Origin of the sequence: Streptomyces sp. TSRI0281 (assembly GCF_001905125.1) — a bacterium.
Classification (GTDB): Bacteria; Actinomycetota; Actinomycetes; order Streptomycetales; family Streptomycetaceae; genus Streptomyces.
Genome location: NZ_LWLE01000033.1, coordinates 81,182 through 96,814, shown reverse-complemented (window position 1 = coordinate 96,814; position 15,633 = coordinate 81,182). Strand labels below are relative to the sequence as shown.

The following is a 15,633-nucleotide window of genomic DNA, read 5'->3' as shown; positions in this document are numbered from 1 at the left end:
CCAGCACTACGAGACCAGACCAAGCGGCACGCTAGACGCGAACACCCAGAGCGATGCACTCATATCGACAGCACTACTCTCCGTGTCCTCGGCCATGTTGACCAGCGGCCGAGCGGACGGGGATATACCGGTTCCAGTGCAACAGGCTGTCTCCGTATTAGTCGGCGTACCTGCCCTCGGGCAGTTCGTGGCGGGTGGCCCAGCAGCGGTCCCGGCCGTTACAGCGGCACACCTCGGGCTCGTTCGAAGAGCCTGGTCATTCTCGGCGCGTACCGGTCCGCCACATCCAGGAAGGTGTGGTTGTCACGGCAGGCCTCCCGGCCCTTCTCCATGACGTCAGTGATCCTCCGTGCCAGATCCGACAGTTCGTGGGTGCTCAGTAGCGGCTGGACAGCCTCAAGCCACTCAGTGCCCCGCTTCGACAGGACCGCGAATGTGTGCGGGGACGCGCCGCCGTGCTTCACGGTGACCAACTCCAGGACGTCGACCGCCTCCAGCGCCTTGGTCCGCAGTTCGTTGTCCTCCGGCCGTTGTGCCGACCGGGACAGACGGATGGCGCCCCAGGCGGTGCTCACCTTGAAGTCGTCGGCACCTCCCGGACAGCCCCGGGCCGACTCCAGATGGTTTTGCGCGACGCCGAGATCGCCGCGTTCCAGCTCGTACTCCCCACGTTGGAGCCAGTAGTGGAAGTCGTCCCCGAGTTCGTCAAGCACCGAGTCGTAGATGGCCTGCACGAGGACCGGTCCGAGCCCGAGCTTGCGCATCATCGTGTGATTGAGCAGCCGGATCATGATGCGGCGGTAGGGGTTGTCAAGGTCCCGGATGTGCCGCGCCTGCCCCGCGTAGAACTGGAGGGGCAGCCGCACGGCCATCGCCAGGGAGTCGGGCATGCTCTTCAGAACGGAGCCGACCACCTGGTCGGCGATGGTCCGGTGACGGCAGTACAGCGCGCCGCCCTCTCCTCGGACTAGGTACTTCGACCGGACCAACTCCTCGATGCCGCGCTTGGTACGCGCCATGGACACCGTCGGCGTCATAACACTAAGTAGATCCTCCTGCTCCATGCCCCGCCGCTTGTAGACCTGGTCCGCTTCCAGGACGCACATCACCGAGTAGATCGCCCGCTCCTCGACCGGTAGGTCGTCGAAGTCACTGCGAACCTTGTCCTCGAAGGACTTTCCGGACACCACATGGATCATCGCCGCAAGCAGGCTGCGTTCGCAGAGGTCGCGGAGCTTCTCCATCCTGGCGCGGGGCGGCCACTTGTACTCCTTGAGCAATCCCAGCAGTCCGTGCTTCCTGAGGACCTTCACCACCGAGCCTAGGTCGTCGTCGCTCAGCGGCTCGTCGGCGGAGACCACCTTCGGGCTGAAGGTAGCGTCCAGTTCCCTCACCCGGGTGGTCCGGATCGCAGCAATGACCTGGGTGCGGCCGCCGTCGCTCAGGCTCGCTAGAAGCGAAGCGGCCCGGCTACCGAAGATGTCGACGTCATCGACGATGATCGTGTCAAACTCTATGCGGCTCGCCTGCCTCTTGATCTCGGAAAGCGGAATGTCGGTGTCCCGGTCGATCCACCCGACGGTACGGCCCTCCCGGTGCAGTCGGTAGGCGTGGTGCATCAGTGCCGTCGTCTTGCCCGTGCCAGCCCGCCCCTCCACCAGGACCACCGGGTACTTCCCCCGGCCGTTCTTCCTTGCCCCGGCCTGGATACGGTCCAGGACCGAGAGTTTGGCCGCGAAGCCGCCCTTGATGTCGCCCCAGGTGGGGTCGCTCCCCTTCAGGAAGTCGCTGCTGCCCTTGCGCGCGCTGTCCAGCAGCGAGGAGACCAGGCTGATCCCTGTACCCTGGCGGGTCGCCGAGCGCAGCTCCACCACCCGCTGCTTCCCGTCCTTCAGCGACTGCACGTTGGACTGCAGCCGCCGGGCCGCGAACTCCTCGGGCGACTGCTGGATGTGGACGACTCCCTTGAGGCGCATCCTCGCCTGCTCGCCGGCGCTGCCGGGCGGTGCGACCACGAAGAGGGGATAGCGGTCCGCGTTCTCCTCCAGCGCAGCGTGCTCGAGCGCCGCCCACAAGGCCGGGCTGCTCGGCGAGGCGGCCATGAAGACAGCCGGGCGCTCCAAAAGTTCGGACTTCAGGCGCTGGAACCACAACGACCGCGGGTCGCCCCCCGCCTCCGTGGGCACGCCGAAGTCCACCGAGCCCGAGCCGTCGCGTGCGTTGCCGTGCATCGCCACCACCCTGAGGCGGTTGGTCTGACCCGGCGCGTAATCGGTGCGGGCATCGACCGGTTCGACCGTCTCGCCGAGTGCCGCGTCGCCGCGGCAGGCCTCCTCCAGCACCCCCGAGGCGGTGAAGTCATACACCTGCCACCACGGTGCCTGAAGCAGCCGCGACAGCCCCGGCAAGACCGCTCCGGCCTCTGCACGCAGCATCCGTACGTGGCCGTCGAGCACGCCCGGGTCGAGCCGGTCGCGGGCCGCCGACCAAACCTCGGCCAACGGCGGTGTCATCCCCGGCGTCTCACCGTACAACTCGTCGACGAGGCGCCGGTGGAACCCGTCCACCTCAACGGGCCCGCCGGGGCTGTGCAGCCCCGAGGCGATGACGAGCACGGCGCGCCCCGTGGACATCTGTTCGTAGAACGATTTGACCGCCGCCGCCTCGTCGTACTCTTCGGCCCGTAGCCGGGGGCGGGGAGCGGGCGCCACGAGACGCGCGCGGCTCGGCAAAGTGATCAGCTCCGGGGCACCGGCCGCCGCGCAGTCCAGCACGCGGGTCGGGGCATCCCTGTCACACTCGATCCGCAGCAGCCGGTGGCTGCGGTTACGCAGGTCGGGCAGGGCCGTCCACGTGCCGCTCGCGGGGTCCGCCGCCACGGGCAACGTGCCTGCCGCCGCCAGGTCCAGGTCGGCGGGGAGCCCTGCGGCGTGGCCGGCCAGCAGCAGGTTAAGCGCGTTGCTCCCGGCCCAGTCCTCGTACCGGCCGTCGACCGCGTGGGACAACTGCTCGCGAGACAGCGTCACGAGGTCCGCGCCCGATTCCGCGGTGATCATCCGGAAGACCGAGTTGCCAGCCACCAGGCCGAGCGACCGGCCGTCCCGCTCCAAGCGCAGCGAACCCTCGCCGGGCAGCAGGCCGTGGTGCCATCCGGTCAGGTCGGTACGGAACCGGGCGGCCCAGCCCTCAAAAGCGGCGAACGGGCCGGTCCGCAGCAGATTGACGATGCCCTGATCTTCACCCGCCAGCAGGGCGGGGGCGTACTCCGCCCAGTTCCGGGTCACGGCGTCCACCAGCACGCCTCTCGGGGCCACGGGCGAGACGTCACCGAAACCGGGGACGACCACCACCGGAGGCACCTCAGCCTGCCCGGCATCCAGACAGGCGTACAGGAGCCCGTCGATCAGGTCGGTCGCCACCGGATATCCGGTGTCCCCACCGGCGGTGCCGAGCACGACCAGGGCGTCGACCTCCCCCCCGGCCGCCCGCAGGCCGTCCAGGCAGGACGGGACACCAGCGGGATCCATCCGTGGACCGACACACAACACATGGAACACGATGGGCACCTCAATCTCCTTCGAGCCTCATACCGGTCACCTCTGACCGTGGGACCTGCAGTACGGCGACCTTGCTGCCGCACGCTCCGGCAGCCAGTTCGATCCGCACGAAGGGCCCTTTGAGAGTGCTCGTGTCGACCATGCCTTCCACGCGGTGAGGCAAGGAACCGCAGAGTGGCCGCAACTGCTGTGCGTAGGCGGGACGGAGCAGGACAGCACCGGAGACCGTCTCCTTCTTCGGGCCGTAACCCAGCGCCAGCGCATAAGTGACAAGAGTGATCAGAAGTGCGGCACCTACGACCCAACTCGCCCTTTTCTGCCAGGAATCGACATGTTCAGCCTCTTTCTTTCCGCGTTTGAGCACCTCATTAACAAGATCGATACGCCGAGTGACATAAGCCGTGTCCGTCGGGTCGAACTTAGGCAGCGTGGCGACGGCCAGCACGTAGAGGAAGGCCGCGACCAGCCAGAACAGAATGGCGGCGACCGCGAAGGCGCGGGTGACGGCGGGGCGGTCGGCGAGCCCGGTGAAGGCCAGTGTCGCCACCAGTCCGCCTGCGAAGAGCGTGACTGTGGATTGCGCGGCCTGGGCCCGCAGCCGCGCGCCGCTCCCCGAGCGGACGCTTTCCGAGTAATACGCCTCACTGATCGGGCCAAGCACTGCTTCCAGAACCCGATCCCGCTCGGCGTCCTCCTGCTGTGTCACCTGCTCGGCCAAGCCCCCACCCCCTCAGGTACGTGAAATCCTACATATACCGAGGGCCGATGTGATGCTGCATCACATCGAGCTGATTACTCCAAGACAGTCCTGCCAGGCGGATCACGTTCCAGGACAGCGCTCCAGGGTGGCACGCAAGAGCCGCCGTCGAGCGACGTGCCGTCGGTCTGGCGTCGTCGGCCTCGGGGTCGGCATTGGCCACAACGTTGTGTTCGACGAGGTATCGGGGTGCCGTGGAGGGCGACCTCCAGGGGCAGGGCCTCGCTTTGACTGCGGTTGGACGCGAGTTGGGCACGGTTACCCAACGACGAAGATCCTGGGGGCCGGATTCTCGGCCAAGATCACCCGTGTCCGCCAGGAGCTTCGTGTGCTTGTCTATCCGTCGGCGATAGATCTGGCCAGCCGCGACACGAGGCGGCCACGCCGGCCGTCGTCAAGGCGCTTTGCCGGACGGGCGCCCGCGAGACGGCCCGCGCCTTGGCCGACGCCCTCACCGCGCCCGGGCACCGCGGCAAGGCGATGGCAGCTATCGCCCAGGCACTCGGCCCCTGCCCACAGGGACGCCTCGTACTGATCGAGGCGCTGAGCTGGGGCCCGTGGGAGGACCTGTATGCGCAGATCGCCGGCGTGGTGCCGGAGCGCCTGTCTCTCCTCGCGGATCTTGTGCTGCCGGAAGGCTTTAGAGCTTGCCGGGAACCGTCCTCGTCCCGCCCTCGCCCCTCGGCGTGACGGCTTAGCATGGGCGGTGCTCCGCCGGAGGCCCGGTTGAGTCTGGGTCAGGCGGACGGGGTGCGGTCGGAGTGAGCAGGGCGGGGCAGGCCGGGGAGGTAGGCAGTGTCTTCCGGTGCGAACTGGCAGCGCACCTGGCCGTACACGGGCTCCGTAGCCGCCCTGTGTCGGGGCTGGACGTACCCGCAGGGGTGTGGCCCGTCCGGTTGGACTTCGAGACCAGCGACCCGACCGACGATATCCGTGTCACCTTCTCCGACGGCCGTCGCGCCTACGTTTCCGCGAAGCGGAAGATCGACCGGGGGCGTCCCCTGGAGGAGACGCTGACGGGGTGGGTGGGACAGGTTCCGACACTTGGTCCTGACGACCTTCTGGTTATCGCCGGGGAGGAACTCGTCGGGCCGGTAAAGAACCTCGATCGGGCTCTGCGGCGCCACCGTGCGGGCCTACGCATGGAAACCGGTGACGAGTCCAGAGCCCTCGCACTCCTTGTCGACCGGATTCCGTCGCAGATCAGCGGGCTCATCCTCGAACGGGCGCGTGTCCTTCACCTACCCGGCTCGACCGGACCGGCATCGCACAGGGACCTTCTGGCGGCGCTGATGGACCTCGTGGTCGCGGACGCGCAGGGGCGCCGTGCCGTGAGCACCTTGGCCGACTTCTTCCACCGGCAGGCGGGCGAGGCTCTCGGAAGTTCCGCTGAGGAGTGGGTCGCTGCCCTGACCGCCGCCGGGGTGACCGTGCTCCCGGACCAGGAGGGTCCGGTGGCGACGCGCCTGGCCTCTCGTCGGAACGCTGTCGACGCGTACCGCACCCGGCTCATCTCTGAGGCCGGGCGGATCGACCTCAGCCTGCTCGCCGAGGACCTCGCGCCCCTCGTCGTAGAGGACCTCATCGGCTCCCTCCAGATCGCCGTGGAGGGCGAGCGCGCCCCCTCTTCCCTCCTCCGGTACCTGAGGCGTTGGCGCCGCATGCTCATCGTGGGGCAGCCTGGCTCAGGGAAGTCAGTGGCGATACGGGAGATCGCGGCTCATTGCGCCAGCTGCGCCGACGCCCCCGTCCCGATCCTCATCTCACTGCCGCGCCTACTGAAGGGCCAGCCGGGACGTCTGACCGTCGAGAGCTTGGTCGTCGACGCCGTGGCGGACACCCTGCCGGACGCGAACCGGGCGCCGCTCGCCGCATACCTCCAGGAGGAGATTGTCCGGGGGCGCGCACTCCTCCTCTGTGACGGGCTCGACGAATGCGGGGCGCGGGCCCCTTGGGTCGCGCAGCAACTCGAAGAGATCCTCACGGCCCTCCATCCCTCCTGTGGGTTCGTGGTGACGACCCGGGTGAACGCGCAGGGAGCTGCTGCCCGGCTCGGCTTGCCCCGCGTCGAGCTCGCGCCTCCACGCAACCTCGACGCGACGGTCGATAGCGTCCTCGTCGCGTGTGCCGAGGCACGGATTCCCGAACCAGAGCAAGCGGCCTTCCTAACGACGCGACGTGCCTGGATGGAGGACGCGAAGGAGGAGCACGCGCATCTGCTCGCGGTGCCACTGCTCGCCTCTCTGCTCGCTCTCGTCTGCGCGAACGCGTCGGACGCTGAGCTCCCCAAGGGGCGAGCAGCGCTGTTGCACCGCGCAGTGGAACAGTCCGTCGACCGGTGGGAGCGGTTGCGTGGGACTCTCACCCCGGCCCGGCCCTGGTCACCTGCATTGACCACTGGCATGCTCCTCGACGGGTTCGTCACGCTCGGACAGCTCCTCGTCGGCGGGGCGACCCCTCCGACCGCACGCGCCGTCGAGTCCCTAACCAGCATGCTGCGGGATCCGCTGCGATGGGCCATGCCGCCCGCTGCGGCCGGGGAAGTGGCGGAGCACGTTCTCCGGTTCTGGGACGAGCACGTGGCCGTGTTCGTGGTCAACGGCGCGGGCGAACTCACCGCCCGGAGTAAGGTCTTCGCCGAGATCGCCACGGCCATGTGGGCGCGCTCGTGCGGGGCCGAGGAACTGCGAGGCTGGCTGCGCCTTGCCGTCGTCCACACGGACTCTGACGGAGCGATCACACTCGCTGCCGGACTCGATCCCCGTACGGCAGAGGCTCTACTAGACGTCGGCGAGACACGGCGGGAGGCCACCCTCATGGTGGCCGATCTCGCAGAGCGTGGGATCGTGACTCTTTCCGACGACAAGATGGAACGGGCTCTGGGTCAGCTGACAGACGGAGCCCTCGGCGCGCTCGTGGGCGAACCAATCCCCTCACGTGGCCCTAGCGAAACACCGAAGTTCCTCCCGAAGTTGTGGGACAAAACGCGCGATGCAGGACCCTGGCCCTTTGTGGAGGCCGCGTGTCTGCTGGCCCTCCCGCCGACGGCGCGGCGACGCCGAGCGGGCCTTGTCGACCTGCCCGAGCTCGACGCCACCGCAAAGTCGATCGCCCGGACCCTGTGCGCACTGACGGACGCGCGCACGGACGCCTCCCCCCTGAGCAGGATGGATGTCGAATCGCTCCGCGCGGTACTGACCCTTCCTCTGCCACAGGACCCCGAGATGGTTCGGAAAAGCCGGCGCAGCTGGGAAATGGTCGGCGGAGGCCGCCTGGCACCGGGGCTGGACCGAGTCGCCTTGGGCGCAGCCGAACATCTCGGTGAGCTTCCCGACGACGCCGGTGAGCGCGTCTTCGCCCTCGCGCAGCACGTGCCGGGGCGCTACGCCGAAAGGATCTACGCCGCACTCGCGCGCACGGGATTCGACACGCGTCGGCGTTGGGGGAACCTCGCTGCCGGGCTGCGGAACTGGGCGTCCGGCGCGTTGGACGACAGGGCGGCCCTCCTCTCAGACCTCGTGGCACTGCACGCCCCGTGCCCAGAGCCCACAAACGGGGACTTCTGGTCGCTCACCGCCCTCGGCGACCTTCTCGCGGCGACCGGATATTCCGATTCTCCGGCGAGCGAGATCGATCGCGCCTTCGCCCACGTCAGCGCGGCCAAGCGCCGGGCGTGGCTCGACGCGACGGCGGACGCATACGGCATCGACAAGGCGACCGTGGCAGCCCAGGCGCATCGCCTCCAGCAGATCACCGAGCCCGGTCCTCTGCTGGACGAATGGCTCTTCGCGAGCACACCGCCCCTGGTCGAGCCGTCGCTGCTCCCAGGTATCGGGCAGATCCTCACGGACGCCCAGCAGACGGCGTTGCTGGCGTCTCTAGAAGCAGACTCCTCGTGGATGGCGTGGTCGGCAGCGAACGTACTGATTAACCTGGAGGGAGGTCACGTTCCGTGGGACGGTCAGAAGCTGGTCGACCGGGATATGACCGCCTGGCCTCGCTACCGGGCAGGCCTCTTTCACGCCGTCGCCATTATGACCTCGGGCGATAGGCGTCCTTCGCTTCTCGCGTGGGCCGCTTCATCTGATTCGGCAGACCACCGATGGGCAGCAAGGTTGCTGATCTCCGCCATACCGCGCCTCGACCCCAACGGTTCGATCGAGAAGATGCTGCGCCGGGACGCGGACCTGTCGGTCCGTCCGAAAGATGCGCATCAGGCCACACCCGCCCCGACGCACTGGAGTTGCAACCACTGTCGGACGGTCCAGGCCCTCGATACCGAAGACTGTCTGGGATGTGACGACGGCGTGCGCCCTCGCCCTGAGGAGTGAGCCAGGAACGATGCCGCGCGTCGGGTCGGGCGGAGCCGACCACCATCAGAAACGAGCGGGCGGTCGCGCAGATTTCCAATCATGAAGGGTACGAACGATGCGACCCACACTTTGACTCTGTGCGGCACAGGAGTCTGTCCGCCTGATCCCACCCGATGCTCACGGTCGACCTCGTCCAGCCTGATCCGCTCCGACAGGTACGGAAGGAGCAACATCACGTGACGCCGGGCGAGCGGAGTACGGCGCCTCCCCCAACAGCCGTGGGACCGTTCCACAACGCTCCCACGGAGGCGTCGCTACAAAACTCCAGGTCAAAGCCCATTCAGAGCTCACCTCGGCGCGCGAAGGCCCCCCCGTTCGCCACACCGCCGCGAGGCGACCGCCACACGCGAAACGCCCCCGAAAAACGCGTTTCCCCAGGTCAGAATCGATTCTGCCTGGGGCGCTCGGTGGGGCGGGTGGGACTCGAACCCACGGCCGACGGATTATGAGTCCGCTGCTCTAACCGGCTGAGCTACCGCCCCGTTTCGGCGTGGCGCGTACATGTGTGCGCACCGTCTGCCGCAGCATAGCCGGTCATACGATCTCTCGCTTCGGATGGTCGACTTCGCCTGACCATGAGGACCGCGCTTTGCGCTGCCCGGTTCCAGGTGACGCGAAGCAGACCCGAAAGTGTCACTTCCGGACCCCCCCGGCACCAGGTGCGGGCACACGAAAAAGGACCCCGAGGGGTCCTCTTCCGTTCCGCTCCCCCGACTGGACTCGAACCAGTAACCCTCCGGTTAACAGCCGAATGCTCTGCCAATTGAGCTACAGGGGACCGCGCTCCCCCGACTGGACTCGAACCAGTAACCTGCCGGTTAACAGCCGGCTGCTCTGCCAATTGAGCTACAGGGGATTGCTGCGTTGCCTCGAATCGTACCTACCTGGCGGCTGCCGGGCGGCGCGCGTTCGCTGCGACACATACATTAGCGCAAGCAGGGGGGTGCTCCGCCAATCGGTATCGCTCCGGGTGATCTCGGGTGCGCGCGGGTAGGCGGCCTGCACACGTCGCACGGAGCGAAGGAAGGGTGGCAGCCATGCGGTACCGGCTCACGTTCATCGCCGGACTGGCCCTCGGTTACGTGCTCGGCACGCGAGCCGGGCGCGAGCGTTATGAGCAGTTGAAGAAGTCCGCACGTCAGTTCGCCGAGAACCCCGCGGTGCGCAACGCCGCCGAGTCCGCGGCGAGCAGCGGCCGGGACTTCGCGGGCAAGGCGTACCACTCGGTGAGCGAGAAGGTCGGGGACAAGATGCCCGCGTCGGTGGCCGAGCGGGTCAGGTCGCTGCGGGAGCGCAGCAGCCTGAACGGCGCGGAGGACGACTGGGGCACCACCAACACCTGAGGATCCGGGGCCGGGACCGGTGCCGGCGCCGGTGCCGGTCGGCGCCGGTTGCGGGAAAGGTCCCGGGGTGCGGCAGAATCTGGGTATGGGCATAGTCGCCGGCTTGGACAGTTCTTCCGCCTTCACTCACATCGTCGTCTGCGACACGGACACGGGCGCCGTGCTGCGGCAGGGGTATGCCGCGCATCCGGTCGAGGCGAAAGCCTCCGAGGTCGACCCGCAGGCATGGCTGCTCTCACTCGGTGAGGCGGCCTCCGGCGGTCTGCTCGAAGGAGTGCAGGCCATCGGTGTGTCCGCGCAGCAGCACGGGCTCGTCCCCCTGGACCACCAGGGCAATCTCGTCCGTCCGGCGCTGCTCGGCAACGACCGGCGGGCGCAGGTCGCCGCGGCCGACCTGATCGACGGGCTCGGCGGGCGGCAGGCCTGGGCCGAGGCGGTCGGGTCCGTACCGCAGGCCGCTCAGCCGGTGGCGAAGCTGCGCTGGCTGGCGCGGGCCGAGCCGGAGAACGCCCAGCGCGTCGCCGCCGTCGCACAGCCGCACGACTGGCTGGTGTGGCAGCTGCTGGGCCGACCGGCCCGGCGGACCACCGACCGGGGCGCCGCGTCCGGGACCGGCTACTGGTCGGCGGGGACCGGTTCGTACCGGCCCGATCTGGTCGAGCTGGCGCTGGGACATCAGGCGGCGCTGCCCGAGGTGCTCGGCCCCGCCGACTGTGCCGGGACGACGCCGGAGGGGCTGCTGATCTCGGCGGGGACCGGCGAGACGATGGCCGCGGCCTTCGGGCTCGGGGTCGCGGTGGGCGATGCGGTGGTGTCGCTGGGGGCCTCCGGGTCCGTGATGGCGGTGCACCACGAGGCGCTGGCCGACCCGACCGGGATGATCACCTCGTTCGCCGACGCCACCGGGATGCATCTGCCGGTGGTCCACACCTCGAACGCGGTACGCGCGCTGCGCGGGACCGCGGAGATGCTGGGTGTGGAGGGGCTGGAGGAGTTGTCGGCGCTGGCGCTGAAGTCGACTCCGGGAGCCTCGGGGCTGGTGCTGCTGCCGTATCTGGAGGGCGAGCGCACCCCGCAGCTGCCGCACACCGCGGGGACGCTGTCCGGGCTGCGGCGCGAGGCGATGAAGCCGGAGCATCTGGCGCGGGCGGCGTTCGAGGGGATGCTGTGCTCGCTGGCCGACGCGCTGGACGTGCTGCGCGGGCGCGGTGTGGAGGTGCGGCGGGTGTTCCTGCTGGGAGCGGCCGCCGAGCTGCCCGCCGTGCGGGCACTGGCACCCGCGGTGTTCGGTACCCAGGTGGTCGTCCCGCAGCCCGCCGAGTACGCGGCACTCGGTGCGGCACGGCAGGCGGCCTGGGCGCTCGGGGTCTCCCAGGGGACCCTCGATCCGCGCACTCCCCCGGCCTGGCAGGGTGCGGCGGCGCAGGTGCTGGAGCCGGGCGAGGAACTGGCGGAGGGCCGGGCGGTACGTCAGCAGTACGCGGCGACGCGCGATCAGATTCATCCCGGGGCGTTCGGAACCGGAGCGTCCGGGGCCGGGGCATCCGGAGCCGGAGCGTCCGGGGCCGGGGTGTCCGGGGCCGGGGTGTCCGGGGCCGGGGTGTCCGGGGCCGGGGTGTCCGGGGCCGGGGTGTCCGGGGCCGGGGCGTTCGGAACCGGAGCCTCCGGGACCGGGACTTCCGGAGCCGGAGCGTCCGGAGCCGACGTGGGCGCGGGGGCCTGAGGCAGGACGCGGGCAGGGCCCCTGCGTACGGGGTCGGGCCGCGTCCGAGCCGCCCGTTTCCGCCCGATTCCGCGGCGGGCCGGGCCCCGTCGGGCGCGGCAGGATTTTGACCCGGCCTTGAGAAAAAGCGTTCGCGGTCTGCGTACGGCGTACCGGAAAATGGGTCGACCCCTGCCGTTCGCCGACTCCGAGAGATACGCGTGCTCATAAAACTCCTGCGGGCCTATCTCGGCCCGTACAGAAAACCCATCGCGCTGCTGGTGTTCCTCCAGCTGTTGCAGACCTGCGCCACCCTCTATCTGCCCAGCCTCAACGCCGACATCATCGACAACGGTGTCGTGAAGGGGGACACGGGCTACATCCTGGAGTTCGGCGGCGTGATGATCGCCGTCAGCGTCCTGCAGGTGCTCTGCAACATCGGCGCCGTCTACTACGGCGCGCGCACCGCGTCCGCTCTCGGGCGCGACGTCCGGGCCTCGGTCTTCGACCGGGTGCAGGCTTTCTCGGCACGTGAGTTGGGGCGCTTCGGTGCGCCCTCGCTGATCACCCGGACGACCAATGACGTCCAGCAGATCCAGATGCTGGTGCTGATGGCGTTCACGCTGATGGTGTCGGCGCCGATCATGTGTGTCGGCGGCATCATCATGGCCCTCGGCCAGGACGTGCCGCTGTCCGCGGTCCTGCTGGCGGTGGTGCCGATCCTCGGTATCGCGGTGAGCCTCATCGTGAAGAAGATGCGGCCGTTGTTCCGCACGATGCAGGAGCGGCTCGACACGGTGAACCGGGTGCTGCGCGAGCAGATCACCGGCAACCGCGTCATCCGCGCCTTCGTGCGCGACGGGTACGAGGAGGAGCGGTTCCGGGGGGCGAACAACGACCTGACCGATGTGTCGGTGTCGACCGGCCGGCTCATGGCGTTCATGTTCCCGACCGTGATGACGGTGGTGAACCTGTCGTCCATCGCGGTGGTCTGGTTCGGTGCGCACCGCATCGACAGCGGCGGGATGCAGATCGGCGCGCTGACCGCGTTCCTCGCCTATCTGATGCAGATCGTGATGTCGGTGATGATGGCCACCTTCATGTTCATGATGGTGCCGCGTGCCGAGGTGTGTGCCGAACGCGTCCAGGAGGTCCTGGAGACCGATTCGAGCGTCGTGCCGCCGCTCGCCCCGGTCACGGAACTGACCAGGCACGGTCATCTGGAGGTGCGGGGCGCGGAGTTCCGGTACCCGGGTGCCGAGGAGCCGGTGCTGCGGACCGTGGACCTGGTGGCGCGCCCCGGTGAGACGACCGCGATCATCGGGTCGACGGGCAGCGGGAAGTCGACGCTGCTCGGCCTCGTACCGCGACTGTTCGACGTGACGGACGGCGAGGTGCTGGTCGACGGTACGGACGTACGGACGCTGGACCCGGTCCTGCTGGCGAAGACCGTGAGCCTGGTGCCGCAGAAGCCGTATCTGTTCTCGGGGACGGTCGCGACGAATCTGCGGTACGGGAATCCGGACGCGAGCGACGAGGAGCTGTGGCACGCGCTGGAGGTCGCCCAGGCCAAGGAGTTCGTGGAGCGGCTGGAGCACGGGCTGAACGCGCCGATCGCGCAGGGCGGCACCAATGTCTCCGGTGGTCAGCGGCAGCGTCTGGCGATCGCCAGGACGCTCGTGCAGCAGCCGGAGATCTATCTCTTCGACGACTCGTTCTCGGCGCTGGACTACGCGACGGACGCGGCGCTGCGCGCGGCGCTGTCCCGGGAGACGGCCGAGGCGACCGTGGTGATCGTGGCGCAGCGGGTGTCCACCATCCGTGACGCCGACCGGATTCTGGTGCTGGACGAGGGGCGGGTCGTCGGGAGCGGCACCCATCGCGAACTGATGGACGGCAATGAAACATACCGGGAGATCGTGCTCTCCCAGCTGACGGAAGCGGAGGCCGCGTAATGGCCGGGCCGGGCGGACGGATGATGGCCGGAGGGCCCACCGAGCGGTCCATGGACTTCAAGGGGTCCGGGAAGCGGCTGCTGAAGAGGTTCAGCCGGGAGAAGTCCTCGCTGTATCTGATGCTGGCCGCCGGGGTGCTGAGTGTGGCCTTCTCGGTGGTCGGCCCGAAGATCCTCGGCCGGGCGACCGACCTGATCTTCGCGGGCGTGATCGGCCGGGGGATGCCGGAGGGCACCACCAAGGCGCAGGCCATCGAGGGGCTGCGCGCGAAGGGCAGCGGCGGACTGGCCGACATGCTGTCCGGGGTGGACTTCACTCCGGGCGAGGGCATCGACTTCGGCGCCGTGGGGAACGTCCTGCTGATGGCGCTGGTGGTCTACATCGGCGCCGGGCTGCTGATGTTCGTGTCGACCCGGATCTCGATCCGGGTGATCAACCGGATCGTGTTCCAGCTGCGCGAGGACATCCAGACGAAGATGGCGCGGCTGCCGCTGTCGTACTTCGACCGGGCCAAGCGCGGTGAGGTGCTCAGCCGGGCGACGAACGACATCGACAACATCTCGCAGACGATGCAGCAGACCATGGGCCAGCTCATCAACTCCCTGCTGACCATCGTCGGCGTCATGATCATGATGTTCTGGATCTCGCCGCTGCTGGCGCTGGTCGCGCTGGTGACGATCCCGCTGTCGGTGGTGGTGGCGGCCCGGGTGGGCAAGCGCTCGCAGCCGCAGTTCGTGCAGCAGTGGAAGGTGACGGGCAAGCTCAACGCCCACATCGAGGAGATGTACACCGGGCACACCCTGGTGAAGGTCTTCGGGCGGCAGGAGGAGTCCGCGAGGGACTTCGCCGAGCAGAACGACGCGCTGTACGAGGCGGGCTTCAAGGCCCAGTTCAACAGCGGGATCATGCAGCCGCTGATGATGTTCGTGTCGAACCTGAACTATGTGCTCGTCGCCGTCGTCGGCGGGCTGCGGGTCGCCTCCGGTGCGCTGTCGATCGGTGATGTGCAGGCGTTCATCCAGTACTCGCGGCAGTTCTCGATGCCGCTGACCCAGGTCGCCTCGATGGCGAACCTGGTGCAGTCGGGCGTCGCGTCGGCCGAGCGGATCTTCGAGCTGCTGGACGCGGAGGAGCAGGGCGCGGACCCGGAGAACGGGGAGCGTCCCGAGGAGCTGCTCGGCAGGGTCTCGCTGGAGAAGGTGTCGTTCCGCTACGACCCGGAGAAGCCGCTCATCGAGGATCTGTCGCTGAGCGTCGAGCCGGGTCAGACGGTCGCGATCGTCGGCCCGACGGGTGCCGGCAAGACGACGCTGGTCAATCTGCTGATGCGGTTCTACGAGGTGACGGGCGGCCGGATCGCCCTGGACGGCGTCGATGTGGCGAAGATGTCGCGCGACGACCTGCGGTCCGGGATCGGCATGGTCCTCCAGGACACCTGGCTGTTCGGCGGATCGATCGCGGACAACATCGCGTACGGCGCTTCGCGCGAGGTCGGCCGGGAGGAGATCGAGGAGGCGGCGAGGGCGGCCCACGCCGACCGCTTCATCCGTACCCTGCCGGACGGCTACGACACGGTGATCGACGACGAGGGCTCCGGGGTCAGCGCGGGCGAGAAGCAGCTGATCACCATCGCGCGGGCGTTCCTGTCCGACCCGGTGATCCTGGTGCTCGACGAGGCGACCAGCTCGGTGGACACCCGTACCGAGGTGCTGATCCAGAAGGCGATGGCGCGCCTCGCGCACGGCCGGACCAGCTTCGTGATCGCGCACCGGCTCTCCACGATCCGGGACGCCGATGTCATCCTCGTGATGGAGAACGGGTCGATCGTCGAGCAGGGCTCGCACGACGGGCTGCTGGCGGCCAAGGGCGCCTACGCCCGGCTGTACGCGGCACAGTTCGCCGAGGCGCTCGCCGAGGTGGACTGAGACCGGACCGGTACATGGGGG

7 protein-coding genes and 3 tRNA genes are annotated in these 15,633 nt (G+C 68.7%); 5 read left to right on the top strand and 5 right to left on the bottom strand.

Annotated elements, in window-relative coordinates; genetic code table 11:
* Positions 1-218: 218 nt before the first annotated feature.
* The gene (locus A6A29_RS29565) at positions 219-3,566 is read right to left on the bottom strand and encodes a P-loop NTPase (protein WP_073724606.1); all 3,348 of its coding nucleotides are present in this window, start codon (positions 3,564-3,566) and stop codon (positions 219-221) included.
* A 1-nt stretch (position 3,567) separates the two neighbouring features.
* Positions 3,568-4,275 (bottom strand): hypothetical protein, encoded by a 708-nt coding sequence (locus A6A29_RS29560; RefSeq protein WP_073724604.1) that lies wholly within the window; start codon positions 4,273-4,275, stop codon positions 3,568-3,570.
* A gap of 935 nt (positions 4,276-5,210) precedes the next feature.
* Between A6A29_RS29560 and A6A29_RS29550 the strand changes: the two genes are divergently transcribed.
* The gene (locus tag A6A29_RS29550; protein WP_241838717.1) at positions 5,211-8,645 is read left to right on the top strand and encodes an NACHT domain-containing protein; all 3,435 of its coding nucleotides are present in this window, start codon (positions 5,211-5,213) and stop codon (positions 8,643-8,645) included.
* A 450-nt stretch (positions 8,646-9,095) separates the two neighbouring features.
* Here A6A29_RS29550 and A6A29_RS29545 read toward each other — a convergent pair.
* The 3 genes from A6A29_RS29545 to A6A29_RS29535 form a co-directional block, all read right to left on the bottom strand.
* A tRNA-Ile gene (locus A6A29_RS29545) sits at positions 9,096-9,169 on the bottom strand.
* 223 nt (positions 9,170-9,392) lie between these two features.
* Positions 9,393-9,465 (bottom strand) — tRNA-Asn (locus A6A29_RS29540).
* A 5-nt stretch (positions 9,466-9,470) separates the two neighbouring features.
* Positions 9,471-9,543: transfer RNA gene (locus tag A6A29_RS29535), tRNA-Asn, on the bottom strand.
* A gap of 181 nt (positions 9,544-9,724) precedes the next feature.
* On the opposite strand from A6A29_RS29535, the gene A6A29_RS29530 reads away from it, so the two are divergent.
* The 4 genes from A6A29_RS29530 (at position 9,725) to A6A29_RS29515 (ending at position 15,612) form a co-directional block, all read left to right on the top strand.
* Positions 9,725-10,030 (top strand): hypothetical protein, encoded by a 306-nt coding sequence (locus A6A29_RS29530; RefSeq protein WP_073724598.1) that lies wholly within the window; start codon positions 9,725-9,727, stop codon positions 10,028-10,030.
* A gap of 85 nt (positions 10,031-10,115) precedes the next feature.
* Positions 10,116-11,753 (top strand): FGGY family carbohydrate kinase, encoded by a 1,638-nt coding sequence (locus tag A6A29_RS29525; protein WP_241838716.1) that lies wholly within the window; start codon positions 10,116-10,118, stop codon positions 11,751-11,753.
* A gap of 200 nt (positions 11,754-11,953) precedes the next feature.
* Complete coding sequence (locus A6A29_RS29520; RefSeq protein ID WP_073724596.1) at positions 11,954-13,687, top strand: ABC transporter ATP-binding protein; 1,734 nt, start codon at positions 11,954-11,956, stop codon at positions 13,685-13,687.
* On the top strand, positions 13,687-15,612 hold the full coding sequence (locus A6A29_RS29515; RefSeq protein ID WP_073724594.1) for an ABC transporter ATP-binding protein: 1,926 nt from the start codon (positions 13,687-13,689) through the stop codon (positions 15,610-15,612). The genes A6A29_RS29520 and A6A29_RS29515 overlap by 1 nt, the downstream gene beginning before the upstream one ends.
* Positions 15,613-15,633: the final 21 nt, after the last annotated feature.

Coding starts and splice junctions, on each gene's coding strand:
- A6A29_RS29530 (WP_073724598.1), top strand. CDS start 9,725: ATGCGGTACCGGCTCACGTTCATCGCCGGACTGGCCCTCGGTTACGTG.
- A6A29_RS29525 (WP_241838716.1), top strand. CDS start 10,116: ATGGGCATAGTCGCCGGCTTGGACAGTTCTTCCGCCTTCACTCACATC.
- A6A29_RS29515 (WP_073724594.1), top strand. CDS start 13,687: ATGGCCGGGCCGGGCGGACGGATGATGGCCGGAGGGCCCACCGAGCGG.